This is a genomic window from Clostridiaceae bacterium (genome assembly GCA_012840395.1).
Lineage (GTDB): Bacteria > Bacillota > Clostridia > Acetivibrionales > DULL01 > DULL01.
In genome coordinates, this window is the sequence record DULL01000050.1 from 4,020 (window position 1) to 23,553 (window position 19,534).

A 19,534-nucleotide genomic window follows, 5' to 3' on the forward strand; every position below is an offset into this window, starting at 1 on the left:
TTAATTATTATAAATTCTGTACAAGAATACTGCTGCTTCTGCTCTGGTGGTTTTACCTAAAGGATTAATCCGGATTCCATCACCTTTTATTAATCCTTCTCTTACTAAGGCTTCTATGCTTTCTCTTGCATATGCAGCAATTTGTTCATTATCACTAAACTTATTAATTTCTGTAATAGATGAAACTTTGTCTATCATATTCAGCATTCTTAACGCTCTTTCTGTCAATACCATCATATCCTGTCTTGAGATGGTATCTCTTGGATTAAATAAGTTATTGCCCTGACCTAAAGCGATACCTAATTTCCGTGCAATACCTATAGCTTCATAGTAATAGTCTCCTTGTTTAACATCTTCAAAGTTTTCTTCAAAATCAGCATTCAGGCCAAGTGTTCTGACTAACAGCAGTACAAAATCTGCTCTGGTAATGTTGGCATTGGGAGCAAACTCTTTTTCATTGATACCTTTAATGATTCCTTTCGAAGCCAATACTTCAATTTGTTTCTTAGCCCAGCTTATTTGTTCAATATCTTCAAAGGTTTTCTTAACATATACTACTGCAAACTGGCTGAAATGTGTAACACTGAACGTTACCATACCTGTTTCGGGATCATAACGTCCATTACTTATGGGTATGACATTTCCTGCTCCGTCAATATACCATACAGTGATATGCTCAGGGTCAGCCAACTCTTCTTTGGTAGGCTTATAAGGAATAGACACTTGTACCGGAGCGTTTTTATTCTCCCAATCTATCTTTTTGCCATCTATTTCTAATTCTAACTTAATAAGTGGTCTATTGCCTATTTCTGCCTGTAATTCTTCTGACAAACCTGACTTATCTCCTGGAGCTACTATTAAAGATACCTTTTTATCCTTGATCCTTGTTCCCGGTGAAAGCATGTTGGACGGTAAGATAATAGTAGCAATTTCAGTTTTTATTACAGTTGCATTACTTAGTTCTGTGGAATTAATGGCGCCTGAGGGCATAGTAAGCTTATATGCCACAGCATCCTCAACAACCGGTATATCAATGGTAACTGTCTTAAGTCCTGTTTCATCAGTTTCTGTATTCTCTAATATATCCCCTAGAGTAGCTTCATCAATTTTCGCTTCGGCGATATTTGTATCACTGTCAATCTCCAGTTCAATATTAATATTAATATCACCGTTGCTCACTACTGCATTTAAGTCAGATTCTTCTTTGCCTGTATCTGGTTTTTCTTTGTCAGGACCGGTTTTATCCTTATCAGGATCAGGCGGTATTATAATTATACCTCCTCCACCTCCAGGAGTCTGCATTATCATAATGTTATAGGTTGCAGTTTTCCCATCTATTGTTATAGTCAATGTTTGAGATACTACAGGTCTGCTGCTATCGAAGCCACTTATGTTATTGACTGTTATTTGAAGTACTGCGGTTGTACCGTCGCTGAATGTTCCTGTTACAACTAAACCACTTATATCAAGTGCTTCTCCTACATAGTAGGTCAACTTGCGTGCAGGAGAAGTTATTTCTATTCTTTCTAATACTACTACTGTGAAGTTAATTGTATAAGTCTTGGTTGTTGCTCCATCAGCTGCCGTTACTTGGATTGTTGCTGTACCTGGCAAGCTTGCTGCCTGGGTTACGGTTACAGCGGCGTTAGCATCTGTTGCTGTTGCTGTTACTTCGGGTACTTCTGTTGTTCCATATGGCAGAACTATATCATAATCTGTGATCAAAGGATCAAATCCTTCCACAGTCTCTCCATCCACCTTCAACTCTCTCAGGCTTGCATCGGTGTTAGCTGCCACGGTGAATCTGATTGTATAAGTCTTGGTTGTTACTCTGTCAGCTGCTGTTACTTGAATTATTGCTGTACCTGGCAAGCTTGCCGCCTGGGTTACGGTTACAGTGGCGTTAGCATCTGTCGCTGTTGCAGTAATCACAGGTACCACTGTAGTTCCATAAGGAAGAACTTTATTATAATTTGTGATAGAAGGATCAAACCCATCTATAGTCACTCCATCTATCTTCAGGTCACTCAAGTTTGCATCGGTATTAGGTGCTACTATAAACTTAACAATATATATCTGCTCAGTAATTCCATCAGCAGCTACAACTCTAATCGTTGCTGTACCGGTTACACTTCCTGCCTGAGTTACAGTTATAATTGCATTGATATCATTTGCTGCCGCTGAAACCACAGGAACTACTGTCGTTCCAAAAGGAAGTTTCACTGTATATGCATAAACTCCCGGATCAAATCCGCTTATATCTGCTCCATTTACTTTTATCTCCTTTAATGTAGCATCATTGCTGCTTGCTACATTAAAGTATACAGCATAAGTATTCCTGGTTATTCCGTCTTCAGCTGTAACAGCTACCACAGCCACACCTTTTGCTGTTGCAGCCTGTGTTATCTTCACATCCGCCTTACTGTCGCTGGCAATTGCACTTACCTCAGGCACTTCTGTCGTTCCTGAAGGAAGAGTTACATAATACTCAAACACATTCGGTGCAAATCCTGCTATCAACTGGCCATCAACCATCAGGGCAGCTAACGAAGCGTCTTTGCTATATACAGGACCTGTACCGGTTATTACTACCTGCTGTGCTGTCGTCGGCTCACTGTATACTCCCAAAAGATTTACCGATCTGGCTGATATCTGGTAAGTACCAGGCTGGTACAATAACAAGCTTGCACTGAATTTTCCGTCTTCGTCAACCGGCAATAATGCAGCCGGTGCTTCATCTATCAGTATGCAAACTAATGGTTTGCCGTTAACCGTTCCTTCAACTTTAACAATATTAGGAGTGGAAGTCTCCGGATCATGTACAATAAATTCATATGGTGCTTCTGGAATTGAAGTATCCAGAACAAAGGAAATCGGGCAAGAATAGGTCAACTTATTATAGATTGGTTTTCCGGATTCTACTTCAGTCCAGCTTTCAATTTTCCATGAAGCTCCGGGAACATTATCAGGGAATTTCCCTGTAATACTATACAATCCCGGATTGAGATTAGTTCCTTCTATTGTTATGGAAACAGTTCCCTGGTATTTGCCGTCAGGTATATTTTCCGGTACATCTATCTGCCCAATTACTCTAGTTCCTCCTCCTGCCGGCAGATATACGGGTAAATCGGTTCCGTCCCTGCCCGTGAAGGTTATAACTTCAACAGGTATGATATTTCCGTTTTCGTCTGTAAGATCAGTGATTGAGTAACTGATAGTATCAATATCGTATTTCATTCCGGTTTCAAAAATCTGGACTTTAAATGCAGCTTCCCTGTCTCCGCTATAAACCTCTCTCTGCACAATAATTTCAGGTACAACGCCTAAATCCGGGATCTCCAGAACACCCACTGTATAACAGGTATCAAGGCTATCTTCCGGTACTGATACACTTACTGTATATTTTCCTCCTGAAGGATTTGTTATCCTGATATAATCACCGTTATTATACAGTTTGCCTACCTCAGCATTGCTTATATTATTAATTATCGTTCCATTTTCTGTATTAAGTGTTACAGATATAATATTGCCATTGGGATCAGTAAGGCTCCATTCTAATCCGGCACCTGGTTGTGCTGCCAGGAAGAGCCGCAGCTCTCCGGTGGTTCCAGATACATTGAATTCCTGCCTATCCTGTTCACCTGCGCCTATCTCCCTGCCCAAAGGCTGTGAAGTCTTATAATTTGCGCGTACAGCATCTATTTCTGCTCTGGAACCTACAAAGAAGTAACTCAGGTAAGGTCCTTGCGTTCCTCCGATAGACATTGTCCCTGGTTCGGAAACATCGAACATCACGGCTCCAAAAAATCCACCTGCGTCAACCAATGTCGACCTAGGAATATAGAAAGGAATGTTGAGGACTGTTGTTTCACCGGGCAGTATTGAAACAGAATCTCCGTCATTTACGCTGATCAGCCCTTTATCATCGAATATTAGCAAATAGGGAGCAATATCCAAAGTTCCGCTATGGTCATTCCTGATAACAAGTATCGCACTGCTTTCGGATGTATTACCTCTTTCCATTACTACATCCGGAATCTGGAAACTCCTCGCCGTCAAGGGCAGAGGCGGGTCAATCTTACGCCATTTATCCACAGCTTCCAGTACATTCAGAACTGACTGTGCCACGCCCACTTCACGGTTGAGAGTGTTGGCAATTACCATATAGTTATTGGCCAGTTGCTCTCCTACGATAGAATTTAGCGAACCTTGCCGCTGAGCAAGAGTGCTCTCCCACATTCCAAGAGCATCATCGTAGTAGCCGGTTATGGTATCTATTCCCATGCTTACCGCAGTACCTGCTATACCTCCGCTTAAGCCACCCATCATTCCCATCGTCAGGTTAACTATCATACCCATAGTCTTATAGGTTTCTATCATGTAGCGCTCTTCAAGCAGGCTGCTGCCGCTTGCCAGGGTCATGTAAAATTCGTTCTGAGCGCGGTAAGTTTCTCCAAGATTGTAGTTCAAAGGTACTATCTGGTCATCATATCCGTCATAGAGCCAGAGGTTGGGATAATTACCCAGTTCCCACCCGTTCTCCAGTTTTGTATTGACACTCTTTAGGTAATTTATCAATACTTCAGTGGGATAATATGAAGGAGTATCAGCAGGATGTTCATAAACTTCAAGAATTGCCCTTGCCTGGTCAAGCAACTCAGTGACCTTTTCCTGCATCTCAAAAATATCAAATTTTTCAGCTCCTTCAATTTCATTTCTTATTTCCAGTACCATTCTTTCCGTGGACTCAGGTATGAAGTTTCCGTCATCTCCGGCAAGAGAATTCCTGCTTACGTCCGCATAGAAGGGTAGGTACATGATTGCTTCGGTAAGCAGCCGCTTGGTTCTCTCACTATCTATGTTAATTTGCTGCAGTTCACTGATGAATTCATTCATTTGATCTTCAGGAATTTCCCTGCCACCGGTTAAGGCATATATTTCATTCACATAATTCTGCAAGAGCTGCCCCATCTTATCAGGAGCATATCCTTCCATACGGGCATTATATGCAAGATTTCCCAGGGACTCTGCCCATTCAGGCAGAATATCAAAAACAGCTGTTAATTCCTTCAGATCCGTAAGAGCGTTATATATATCAGTTATCTTGCCCAAATTCGGAGCTCCAAGGTCAATTATCTCCACATCAATATGATTTTCAAACAGATGCCCTTCTATCTTTGCCTTACGACCTTTCAGTTCCTCAAGTTCCAGCTCACGTTCATACTGAGCCTGAACCAGCTTCAGAGGTTCATTGGCAAGCAGGACCTTTTCAAGATATACTTGCCTAAGCTTTTCCAGAAGAGCTTTCACTTGATCGTGTGCTTCAAGGATTAAACTGCTCAGGGCACTTTCCGCCAGGATTTGGTTCTCCTTTGCCGCTCTGAAGAAATCCTTACCCATATTAATCCATACTGTCTTTTGTTCACCTGTATGCATCTCGGCAGAACTGAAAGCAACTCCCGCCTGCTCCAGATAATAATCAGCTTCTTCCTTGTACGAGGTAAATTCTTCTCCCTTTACCTCCCAGTAAATAAAGATGCTATCGTTTAAATGCTCAATAAGGCTGTCTTCTTCTTTTTGCAATGTTCTTACTGCTGCAATAGACTTATTGATTGCTGAAGGCCTTTCTTTTTTGATTTTTTCCAATTCTTCCTCTATCTGATCAATTTCTTGTAATATTTCCTTTCTCTTAGTCAGGTAATAGGCCATTAACGCAATATCATCCTCAGTCATGCGGTTCAAAGATTCAATCGTCGATAATATCCTTGATGATTTTTCAGGAGCTGATTTTAGCAACGAATTCATGTTGGATTTAAGAGCATCCTTTAAACTATCCCAATAAACACTCTTTGTATTAAAGTATATGGGGCTATTCAGCAGACTCTTCTGAGAATCAGCCTCCATAGGATTGTCATAAAACTCAATGGGTAAGTCATAATTTGTTTCGCCGTCGTCCTCCTTGAAGAAATCGATGAGACTTCCTGTTTTGGGTTTGAAAGAATTAGCAAAATTAATTAAATTGATAAAGGCTTTGGTGTGGTTTATCATGCTGCTCCAGGAAACTACTGCCTGCTGCTGCCGGGCGAAATCAAAAGCATCTACCACAACTCCGCCCAGGTCACTTCCTGCTCTCTCCATTATTTTATGGAGGTTCTCTTCCAGCCTGTCAATTTCATTTCTTAATTCGTCAAAGTCACTGTAGTAAGCCCGTTGCATGGTAAGAGGCACTGTAATAATATTAGGATTGAATGGACTCCTCTTTGTTTCCACAGTAATAGTAGGCAATTTCGCTATATTTTCAAGGCCGGCACCCATAATTGTGAATTTTCCTGCCGCTGTTTCACCCGGCTGAATATTACCCACATTCAGGGATCCTCCTCCCTGCCTTTCACCTGCATAATCTGAATAAGAGGAAAGCACCTGGATTATCTGCCCTTCGATCATCCCCGGTATGGAGGGCATTCCAAAGGTTACATTACGGGCTGTCCCTTCACCGGCATTGGTAGCTTTTATTATCAGGTCATATATCTCTCCTTCTTGTTTCTCCAGTGCATAGCTGACAAAGAGTTTAGGCTGGGGTTCAATCTTTATGCGCTGTCCCTTTGTATAACCTTCATACAATTGACCCTCAAGGATAAAGCTGTAGCGTATATATGCAGTATAAGTGCCTGCGTTTTGTATATACTCAGCAAGATCCAGCAGCTTGCTGTCCAGTTCATCATTAAACATTCTGGTTTCGGCAAGGCCCGGGTCGGCATTAAGCTGCCAGAGCACAGAAAGCTCGCTTTCCGGCATGACTACCCAGTTATAAATTCCATTTCCTAATGAGTCATCATAATCTCCATCCTCAACATCCGGTTCACCCGGTTCGCCAGGTTCCGAACTGATGGACTTTCCATTTATTGCTATCAAAGGTCTAATGTTAAACCTGTTGTTATATATCCTTGCTCCCTCTGACAATCTGCCATTCTCATCGATGGTCCCATCAGTTACAATCACTTCTAATTTGACATTTTCCAACAACTTATATTTAGAAGGATTGAACAGGTTAAATTTGGCAGTAAATACTTCCTGCTCGGTGACTACTTCCTGAGAGAATGAAAGATCTCCTATAGCTGGTCCTATTTGTTCAGGTTTTTCTTTAGGTACCGAAGTTATGAACTCAAGGAAGTTTTTACTGAAATACCTGCTGTCTCCTTCGCCCTGTTCATACATCTGCCATGCCCTTAGTTGAGCTTTTGTAGGAGGATACCAGGGATAAGTCCTCTTCTTCTGCGCCGGCGGAGTCTTTGATTGTTTAGTAAAAGCTGCCATAACTTTTGTCTCCTGCTTGTCGTCAGCAGGTACAGGTACCGATATGGCATCATATGGCTGATAATGGAGACGTACGGGTACTTTATAAGAGATGCTTTCCCATTCGCCGCTGGTAGTAAAGCGGTTACCTGTAAACTGTATATTAAAATCAAAGATGTAGTTGTCTCCATAGAACTTAGGTATCCTGTTGTCAGGAATATAAGGTTGTGCTACGGTATTCTTTGGTACTATATGATATTGGTAGACTCCCGTTTCTTCATTATAATCCAGCTTTAGTACAGTATGGTTGTATCCAAGTATTTTCTCCCATGCAGCAATCCGCTCAGGAGTAGTTCCTTCAGGGAATATAACCTGATAATCCCATTCTGCTTCCATAGGCAGAATATCCGCTGGATCATAGAATTTTTCCAAATCTACATCCCAGTATATCTCTTCAACAGCTTCAGGGCCAAATTCCCCAAGGCTTAGCACAGAGGTTCCGCCAACCTGATTCTTAAACCTCAACCTGATTGAACCTTCGGGAAGGGCTTCATCCTGATCAGCTATTCTTGCCTCAACATCATAGACACTTCCTTCAGTAGAAGGATTTCTTACTGCAAAATTGTTGCCCGCTTCAGACAGTTGATAGGTATACCAGAATTCCGAACCTGGGAAGTTTGCTTCCAGGCTGGGTATAGCCGCAGCCGGAGGCATAGTTGCCCTGAGCACGGCGTCTTCATAATTCCCTCCGGTAACTATGGCTGATTGAGTTTCAATCAATGTTCTATAATCATAACTCAAAGTAAATGGTATTTTTTCCATTTGCACAGGCAAGGGTTCGAGATCAATAAGCGCCGGAACTTCCAAGGTCATTTGCACATCATTGTGATATGCAGCTCTGGCTGTTAATGTATAGGTTCCTGCCTGTATATTCATAAATGTAACTGTACCGTCATAGTAGGTTGTTCCCCTGTGGACTACAGGAGTAGCAGGTTGCTCACCCGGTGTGGAGTGAGGTCCATAGAGAGTTACAACCGCTTCAGGAACAGGAATATAGTCCTGATCCACAATCTGTAGTACAATTGTACCTACCTTGTCCGGACCTACATATATCGTCAGTGGTACCTTAGCATCTCCTGCGTTGGAGGTAATTATTATTTCATCATTATATGTTCCCGGCGGCACCTGTATCTCCGGGGTAATGGTCACAAGAATGCTTGCAATAGTATTTTCATCCCTGATGGTTCTGCCTTTAATGGGTAAAACTAATTCTGTACCGCTTGCACTTATTGTAACCCATGGTAATTTAGCAGGTGGTGTCACATGGATATCCACGATTGGTGCAGTACCTATATTTGCCACATGAACAATCTGAGTGGAAGTTTCGCCCGGCTTTAATGCTGCAGCAACAATCTTTCTGGCCTGTTCTCCGTTTACATCAATACTGTACTTTGGTACAGCTTCTTCAACAATGATCTTTACTGACATACTGGTAAAATATCCTTCCCGGGTCTGAACAGTGAATATTGTCTCGTACTCACCAGGTTCAGCATCTGAAGCTGCACTTATTTCCAGAGTAAATGTTTCCTGGCGGGCAGGTCCCAGAAGCTCTGGAATATTTCCGGTTAATGCTGCGCTTAAGTCCGCACCCTCAGGGAATTGTGAACTAAACTCAAAACCTGTAAGATTAATTGTTCCCACATTAGTAATAGATACTTCCTGTTTGACTGAATAGCCCTGGGTAATCTTTATTTCTTGGGGCATGGCAAGGTAAGGCCCCTCAACATAGAAGACCCTGGAGTTGCTTGCCTTTTCTGCTCCTCCAAAATTGGCGAATGCGGTAAGAGAATAGGTCCCTCCATATCCATAGGGAAGGAGCAGGCTTGAAGTAAACTTTCCTTCCTCATCCGATACAAGAGGTACAAGCTTTCCTTCTTCTTCATTATATTCGCTATCGCATATAAATTCCTCTTCACCCACTACTCTCAGCATAACGGGTATTCCCGGCAAGGGATTTCCTTCGGTGTCCAATACCTGCCCGTTCATCAAAATTGGTTCATCCACGTTATAGGTTGTTTTTTCTATGTTGACAGTTACTGAATAATCCTGTACCAGCTTGAAAGGTATAGCTGAGGCTGCCTCTTCTTCACCTCTCTGTGCAACCACGTATGCCCAGTAATTTCCAGGGTCTAGCCCTTCTCCAATTAGTGATGGCTCGATTTCTCCTACGAATGCCCCTTCGAGGATGTCATAAGTCATATTGCCATTCCACAGTGGTTCACCCTCGGTAATACCCTCGACTACGTTTTCAAAATCATATACATATATTGTTGCTGAAACACCGTTTTCGGGTCCTAAAAGCCTCCAGGGTTCATCCGTTGACCTGGCAAGCAGCTTAAATACCGGTTTCTCAGCCACAGTCCAGGTTTCTCTTTCGCTCCATCCATCTATTTCAAGAGCACCTGTCACAGTATATACTGTGTTAAAGGTGGCCTTTTCACGATTAGCAAGATTCACCGCGCCACTTACATCGGCAAATACCGCCAGCTTGTAATAGGGACTTGTGGGTACTGTTTCAGCTTTCCACTCAATTGTGCCAACGGTAGTCTCTCCGGGCTGCAGTCCGTTTGATGTTATAAAGGATCCCACCTGTTTGTTATTTACAAACAGTGCAGTTGTAAATCCTATATTAATTGGTGCCTCACCGGTATTTTTCAACTGCACGGACGTAATCAATGTATCTCCAAACTTAGCTGTACCGGTAGGCGGTAATGTTTCCACACTCTCAACTGTCAATTCCGGCAGTTTAACATACATCTCAGGTGTTACTGCTTCAAATGTGTTATTTTCTTCGTCAGTTTCCTTAATATCATCCCGTTCATCTATAATCGCCCTGACTACATTAATTCCCGGTTGTGGTCTGTTCCATACAAAGGCAATATTTGCCTCCTGTTTCCCTCCCAGTTCTCCTATCTCTTTAATGCCTAAATATTGTCCTCCGGCATAGAATGTTACAGTGAAGGGGCTATTTGTAGAAGTTTCTCCGTTATTTACCACGGTCGCAAGTATTACCAGCGGCTGCCCCGGTCTTAGAACTCCGTTATTGGGGCTGAAATCCATGTTTTTGATGGTTATATCCGGATAAATAAGTCTTATATCCGGAGTTTCAATTTCTAAGGCATTGTCCTCCTGGGAAAGTTCAACCAGATGCGGAATGGGAGAATCGGCAACTACTCTTATTGTATGGATTCCAGGCTTGGTTACCTTCCAGTCCATACCAACAATCACTTTGTTTGAACCGGGGCTGGAGGACAGTCCGGGAACTCTTTGAGTCCATACCATTTCATCGTCTATTAAGAAAGCAACGTTAAAGCTTTCGGCATCTGCCGTACCGTCATTCTCTATTTCTGCGGTAATGGTAACAGTATCATTCCAACCGCATCTTCCGTTTATTGGTCCACCCCAACTGATACTATTTACCTTTACATTGGGGAAATAGGCATGATCTGTATCAAGTGGAATACTCCTCTGGTTGTTCTCAAAATCTGCTTCATCCACCGGATGGCCAAAGTCGTTGGCTTTAATGGTAAACATGTGATTGCCGGGAGTATTCACCCAGGTAAAGGCAACATTTCTGGATTCGCCGGGAGCAATAGGATCCATTATACGCACATAATTCTGATATTTATAATCTACATAGAAGCTTACCAGGAAGGGCTTATCAGTAACGGCATATCCACCGTTATAAACTGTACCTGTAACAGTAACAATTTCTCCTTCTTCCGGACTATCTGGTGAAATCCGGATATCTGTCACTCTTAAATCTGCCCTTGTTTCCCTTACAGTAATTTGCATTTCTGCTGTACTTGAAGCCCAGTTATTATCCGTTACAGTTACCTTTACTTTATATGTTCCTGAGTTCAGATACTTGTGAGTAGGTGTCAACCCTCCTGCTGATTCTCCGTCTCCGAAATCCCAGATTGCACTCACTATAAATCCATCTTTATCAAAAGAACGGGTACCGTCAAAACGGGTAGGTGTTAATACATCTGTAAAGAAGTCCACCCCAGCATCGGCATAGGGACGGTAGTTCACCTGCATTAGCGTTTCGCCGGTTGCCTCCGGAGAATCGTTATTTTTAATCCGTGCAATTATCTTGTAATTGCCTCCTTCTTCCGAGGTCCATTCCGTATAAACATATTGATTATACAAAGGTTCCAGACTGAAGCTTCCCTGCCCTATCTTTATCTCCTGGTCTGAATCCTCTTTTACAATGAAAAACTCTACTATGCCGCTTTCACTGTCGCTGCCGGTATTATATACACATGCCCTTATAGACACTTTATCACCTTCATCAGGTAGATGACCTATATCATACCAGACCAGGTACCTGTCTTTTTCCCAATCACTGGCAAGACCTTCAAAAGCCCACTGTGCATATTCCACTGCTGTAATCTGGGCACCGCTTCTAAAGTCTACCAAATATGAACATTGATAATACTGTTCATTATCCCTGGGTATTTCATCTACGATATAAATGTTTCCGTTGGCCTTCCAAACATTGTTGTAGCTGAGAGTTGCATTTAAGCTCTCATTGCCCTCTACAATTCTCTGTACCGAACGGATAGAAACTCCAGGGAGAGGATCCTTCAAAAGCAGCACCTGGTAATGTGGAGTATCCGGCGCCATGGGATCTCCTTCCGGAGCAGGAACCCTGAACATGAGAGTTCTGTCCAGAGGCTCGGGCTGCTTGGTAACCTCCAGAGACTCCGGTACATATACAGGCAGTCTTATACCATACTTCATATTAATCAAGTGGCTCGGGAATCCTGTATATCCTTCATCAATCAGTGTCAGTGCCATATCAGGATCCACGGCATCGGCAAAGAGGTTATCTCTACCTATTATCTCGGTGGTTACGCCCACTATAAGGGGATTTAGCTGCACACCCTTATAATCCCTGTGGCTTAATGTAGCTGTAAATTCTCTGAATTCTCCCTTGGGTGGTCTACTGTAATCCTGGGTATCTTCGTAAGAAGTCCACTTTACAATCCAATATCCTCCTACCTGGCCGTGTGGAGGAATATCACCCAGGGTAAGCCTAAATCCGCCTCCACCATAAGATCCAAAAGAAGTGCCAATTATTCTTATATCCGCCAGGACACCTGCCTGGTTGGATTCAATTTTAATCTGTCCGGAATCGATGGTCAAATTTCTGCCCCAGCCATCTCCGATATTTTCTGCAATTACTCCAAGTCTGAATGGTTCTCCGGCAGTAACTTCCTTCGGCAGATAGTAATGAAGTATAATCTTTGGTTGTGGAACAATTGTAATCTCTTCTGACTGTGTCTGAGTTTCTACATAACGTCCATCTATATAATATGAAATAATAGCTTTTGCAAGATAGACCTGACCATCAGGATCGGTACCTCCCAAACCTTCCCCGGGAATCAGCTGCCAGTCAGCCACCATGGTTTTGGCCGGACTTAAGGAATCTGAACCGTCCAAAGCAGCCATGCCTGAAAGTCCGGTAGGTATAATAAACATATTTCCTGTTACTTCATTGCCGTCCAGATCGGTAATAACCACCCGTACAGATAAATTCTCCAGCGCTTTGCTGCCATAACCGTTTGTAATTTTCAAAGTGGCATTAAAGGCCTGCCTTTCCAGATTGGCTTTCTGGTCCAGAGTCAATGTCATTATCTCGTATACTCCGGCACCGGTTCCGCTGCCGTCTCCGCTGCCGCTACCAACAGCAGGCGGGCCTCCGCCGGTCATTTTCAATCCGCTTCCCATATTCATCTCCATTTTTATGGATTCCTCTTCTTCATCTCTTCTGATTTCTATCTCTACTTTTTGCGGTGTAGGATTGCAAAGGGGTATCTTTGCCTCTATTCCCTCCGGCGGATACATTGGCAGGCCGGTATCAGGATCAAAACTTACATAATTGCCATGGAATCTTATGAAATTCAATGGACCTTTTTCGTTGTCACTGTTCATAATATAGCGTCCCGGCGCCACCCTGATTTTTATTTTGGCGCTCTCGTGGGCTGCCAGCTCTCCTATATAACCTCCACCCACAATACTGATACCTGTATCAGTGAAGTTTTCCCGTACTACCTCAGCCACTACATCAGTAATGGCAATAAGGCTGAGATTGACTACTGTTGCCTCAAAAATCATCGGTTCTTCAACCTGGGTTGGTATATTAATCCAGGGAGGCATTATCCCAAGCTTAGGTTTAGGCAGGTTTGCTCCAAATACCATCTTTAACTGAATATCATACTCATCTGCAATAGTGGTGGGTGTTACAGTCCATTCTATTTTAACCGGTTCATTTTCTACTGTAACTGTAACCAGGGTTGCTTCTGAAGCAGGCATAATCTGAGTCTCGCCATCTAAGGTCCTGGTACCAAGGGATCGTACAATATATCTGTAATCTCCGATAGGTTTATCATCAAAGGTGGCAATTCCGTTTTCATCTGTCCGGGCCAAATAATTCTGATAGTAATATGATTCCTTGCCGCCCACAATCTTGACATAGGGTTCTTTGCTTATCAGGGTCACTTCTGCATTGGATACTCTGACTCCGCCTTCATCCTGTACCAGGAAACTCACGGAACCGGTGTTGGCGGTTGTCACTTCCACTCCAATATCCAATGATACACTGTATTTCCCGTCTGTAAGGGTTATCTTATCCTGGTAGTATCCAAGAGGTGTGTTTTCCGGAGGTGAAACCAGAATATCAAAGGTAGTCCATTCACCCGGCTCTAATTCTGTATCTCCTAAACCTTGTGGTATTACCCAGGGTAATGTGGCAGGAGGTACTATTCTAATATCAGTCATCCTGCCCAGACCTTTATTGGTAAGTTTAACGGTGCGTGCAAGACTCTTGCCCGGATTGGAAGCCAGGAAAAATGAATAGGTATCCAATACAGGGAAAGGAACTGCAGGCCGCAGAAGTAATTTTATATTTGTAGTGGCTGTTGCGCCTTCTGCGGTAGAGAATATAATTTTATATTCCGCCGTATCACTTACATCAAGAGGTGCATTTACGTTCATAATAACACTGGCAGATTCTTCAGAAGGAATAACTGTGCCCAGTGTTGAAGTATCCAGGGTTACACGCACATTACTTCCCGGAGTAAGATCTATGAGCTGAGCCGTAAGCCCTGTAACAGCTCTGCCGGTGGTAGGATTAAACACTTCAATTACTACCGGAAATTGTGAATTCTTTGATGCTACAAAAGTGAGGTTGGAAGGTTTAGTGTACAAACCCCAAACAGTAAAATCGGTGTAACCACAAGACATTTGATCTACCGTTATCTGTGCAAAAAAATCTCCTGGTGCAAATACTTTTGAATATTCAAATCTTCCCTCTTCATCCACCTGAACAGGATAATAGGTGTTATCAATTTTTATGGCTGCAGTGGCTATATTTGCTGCCGGTGTACCGTCCTTATAGCGCAATACACCGCTAAATGTAACAATTTCTTCACGTTGATATTCATCTTTATCAGTATCTATTAAGCCAATCAACTCCCGGATAATCATTATATCAACATCCTGGGTAACTGTTTCAATTCCGTCGGTACCTTCCAATATAAGGGTGTACATACCGGTTTCTAAGCGTAAAATAGGTATTTCTCCTTTAAATTCCCTTTTATTGGAATCAAATCCTAAGTAACCTGTAATCACTTCTGCATTTTCATCAGCAGGGTCCAGGATATACGAAACACTAATACCCTCTTGCGGTCCCAGTTTATTCGCAGTGTTGCTGCCAAGATACAACTCAGCTGATACAGGAATATAATCGCTTCCGGTAGTGTAAATGGCATATCTCAGATCAGGATCTTCCTTTGGAGATTTTACTTTCATCATTAAAGCGTCTTCTATTTCAAAAGTTCTCTCCCAGACTCTTCTTGTGTCCGGTCCGGGAGGACTTAAGGTCAGCTTGTTTTCATCGTCAATGACAACTTTCACATTGTGAGTGCCGACCAGGTTTGACCCCCAGGTTAGTCCCACAATGGCAGTGCTGTGTCCTCTTAATCCATCTACACGTCTGCCTGTTACTCTTTCACCATCCACATAGAGGGAAACATAAAAGCTGTCAAAAACTGTGGCTACACTCTGATTGCTTACCCGGACCACAAAACTTACCATTCTGCCATATTTTAACGTTAATGGCGACCAGGTAATATCCGTTATTGTAAGATCTGGATAAATCAGTTCAAGTTCGGGAGTTTCCGCTTCTTTTATTGTTCCGTAGTCCCCTTCACAAACAGTGCTCTGAGAATCGGCAATTACCTGTATTGTATGCACACCCGGGGTAACTGGCCAGCGTACCCAGAGTTCCTTTTCTTCTCCTGCAGCCAGTCTATCCACAGGCAAGCTCTTTATCAGGATTCCGTCTACCAGGAAATCTACCCAGAAACGGTGAGTTATATCTAAAGCGCTGATATTTGCAACTTTTGTCTCAATTGTCAGGGAAGTTCCGTCAGTAAGCACGGTTTCCACCGGCCTCCAGGTAATATCTCCTATGGCAAGTTTCGGATAGGTTACAGAAAATTCAGGTGTTTTAACAGACATGGAATTATTATTGGTTTCCAGTTCAACTAAAACAGGAACTGGATCATCTGCTTTTGCAGTAATTGTGTGGCTTCCGGAAAGAGGCTTCAGAACAAAACTGAGATCAAGAGTGCTTCCAGGTGACAGGTAATTAACGTGCTGTTTAGCCTGCCACTGTCCATCTATATATAATGAAACAAAGAATCTTTCTGCAGCACTGCTTCCTTTATTTGCAATCCTTACACGATATACAAATGGTTCCTCACTTGAAAGCTCTAGCTTGTCATCAGGAGACCAGGTTACAGAAACTACTTCCACATCAGGAAAATTCACTGCCTGAGAACTCAAAGCACAGGTTTTTGAGTTGTTTTCAAGAGTAGTTTCCTTTAAATTATCTAATAGGTCGTTGGCTACAACCTTCAAAACATGAATACCTGGTGTTGCAACCCAGCTAAAGGGTACATTGATTGTTTGCCCCACTTCAAGATGCTGCTCTACTTTTCGGTATCCCATATATTTGCCGTCAATATAGAAACCTACCAGGAAACCCATATTGGCAGTTCCGTAACCCTGATTTCCAATAGTAACGTTAATTTGCACCGTATCTCCTTCCAGTGGATCCAGGGGCATCCAGGAAATATCTGTGACAATCAGGTCAGGGCGGTTTTCACTGACATTGATTGTGGCGGTAGCTTTTGATTCACAATTATCGTTATCGCGGACGGTAAGTTCTATGGTGTATTCTCCTGGAATTTGATACATGTGAGTTGATATGGAACCTTTTTTCTCAATATTTCCATCCCCTGTACTCCACATGTAGGATACAATACTTCCGTCATCATCCTTTGAGGAGCTGCCATCAAGAGTTACCATTTCTCCTGATTTTACCGAATCAGGCACAATAATTTCTGCAACTGGCGGCTTATTCAGCCTGAAGGTCTGCACCGCCTGATTGTTATTTTCATCAATATCTACTGTGTCAGTATCAGTATTGACCTGAGCATATATTCGAGCCGGAGAAGAAATCCCCTGAGGAACAGTCCAATTAATTACAGCTTCTCCTCTTTCACCCTGACCCAGGACGATTTCAGTCCTGCCGATTTCCTCACTGTTTTCTCCTTCTCCAAGTGTAAAAATTACTATACCTTTTGCCCTGGCAAAACCAAAGTTTGTAACAATTGCTGCTAATTTTGCACTCCTGCCATAGGCAGGTGCAATGGGATCAGCTGTCACTTCAAGCATCGCCAGATCACTTTTGGCTGTAGGAATAGCTCCCACCCATTGAGTAAAATCACTGGCATTACCTGCTCCATCAATAGCTTTTATAATATAGTAGTAAGTTTTTCCATTGATCAACCCTATGTCCCTGTATACCAAACTCCTGGTTTCACCGATCTTTTCAAAAGTACCATTAGGGTCTTCACTTCTATATATTTCATAGTGGTCAGTATCCTCAGCTATGCTGCGATTCCAGGAAATAGCAAGTTCTCCTCCGCTTTGTGGGTCTGTAACAGTAACTTCTGTAGGTGCATCAGGAGGAATCCTGTCAATCAAATATCTTTTTATTAAGGTATTTTCTATATTACCATAGTTTATTGCCGTAGCCTTAAGTGCGAAGTAACCCGGAGGAAGTGAGGATACATCCCAGTTAAGAGTGGACATATAGGAATTGCCTTCTAATGTCGGAATTACATCAGCTATTTCATGCCAGACCAGATCGTCGGGAATAAAAGTGGAATCTCCAAGAATAGCAAATTCATACTTTATACTTGCAATTCCTACCAAATCGCTTACCTTTACAGTTATGACAGCATTGCTGTTAAACCTGCTGAATTCAGCCGGATTTAACTCAGTAATAACAGGCAGGGTGGTTTGATGCAATGATCTGCCGGATACAATATCAGATAATTCACTTTCACGGTCAAGGTCATTTACCACAGAAACTCTATAATAGTATGTTTTGGCGGGGTCACATTTCTTATCAACATAAACAGTTGAAGTGGTGTAATTGACTATTAATTCCCATGAGCCTCCTTCTTCCATACGGTAGACCTTATAGTGGTCTACATCAGCCCTGTTGATAGGTGCCCAGCTTACCACCAGTTTCCACTCTGCTGCATCCACTCTCAGATCCTGAGGAGGTGCAGGAGGATTATTTGCCAGGGTATACTCATGTATCCTTTCAGATCTGTTTTCATTTACGTCGACAGCAATAACTTTCACTTGGTAATTTCCGTCAGGATAGAGAGGCTCTCCTTCAGTTCCTGCAGCCAGAGTATTCCAGAGTAGAACTACATCCTCTTCGCCGGTTGACTCTATCTCACCCAAAACAGTCCAGACTACTTCACCAGTGCCTGAACCGGCATCTGTATCTGTATCTGTATCTATATCCCCATTACTATCCATACCGGTACCTGTAAAAGAATAATAGAATATATATTTTTCCACTCCTACATTATCAACTGCATGAACAGTCAACAGTACCTCTCCTCTTAGGGGTGTGCTGCTGAGAGGTTCAAATTTATCAATCTCCGGAGGAGTAATATCTTTGCCGGGACGAAGCTGCACAATATTCGACCTGGCACTTTCATTACCCAATTCATCTGCAGCAGAAACTGCATAAAAACTGTCTTCATTGGCGGGCATGGTGGTATCGGTATAGACAGTATCTTTTGTCTGTCCGATAAGTTGAAAGTCCCCTTCGCTGGAAAAGGCTCTATATATATTGTAATGGTCAATATCGTCCAATAGACTTCCAGGCTGCCAGGTAAGAATGACTTTCAGCTCTGACGGACTTCCGGCAAGTACCGGAGCTATGGGTGCTTTATTGTCAACGGTATATGTTCCGGTAAGAACAGCTTCATTACCGGCTCCATCCCTGGCAGTGGCTTTAATGTAATATATACCATCAGGTATTTGATCTAAGGTATACCATATGGTGCTTCCGGAAGTATCCCTCTGTATATCAGTCCATGATTCTCCATCATCTGAGTAGGCAAAATCTACAGCTGCAATACCTACATTATCCGATGCTACTACAGCTATGCTTACGTTTCCGTTAACTTTGCTGCCCTCTGCCGGTATAAATCCTGAAATTACAGGAGGAGTTTCATCTGGCAGGACAATTACTGTATCTGAGATAACAGGCATACTTTCATGTCCATAGGTATCAACGGCAGTTACCTTATATGAATAGTTTCTTCCTGCTTCTACATTAGTATCGATAAAGGACAGAAGATTAGTTTCCTTAACAAGTACATATTCTCCTCCTTCTGTACTCCGGTAAAGCCTGTAAAAGTCCAGATCGGCATCATTAACATTTTTCCAGGATAAATCTATCCTCATTTCTCCTGCTACGGCATTGATATACTCCGGAGCCTCGGGGGGACTGGTTCTGATATATATAATAGTAGATAATGGAATACTGACATTGCCAGCCTGGTCAAAAGCACGGATCCTTACTTCATAATATCCGTCAGACAAGCCTGACGTATCCCAGAAATAAGAAACAGTAGTTTTTACATTTCTTCCGCTGTCAACCAAAACTGGTTCAAGTTCATACCAGATATTGTTTTCGTTATACGCAAAGGATACTGTTTTTACTCCTATATTATCAATTACTTCAGCACTAAGCTTTAATATGTCTCCGGTTCGGGAAGTCTTAAAATTGGAT

1 protein-coding gene (running past one end of the window) is annotated in these 19,534 nt (G+C 42.5%); it reads right to left on the minus strand.

From position 1 onward, the window contains the following. Positions 1-19,534 carry the 3' portion of a PKD domain-containing protein gene (locus GXX20_06325; GenBank protein HHW31275.1) on the minus strand. Its footprint extends 7,694 nt past the window's final position, so only the last 19,534 of its 27,228 coding nucleotides appear in the window; the start codon falls outside the window, past its right edge; the stop codon is at positions 1-3.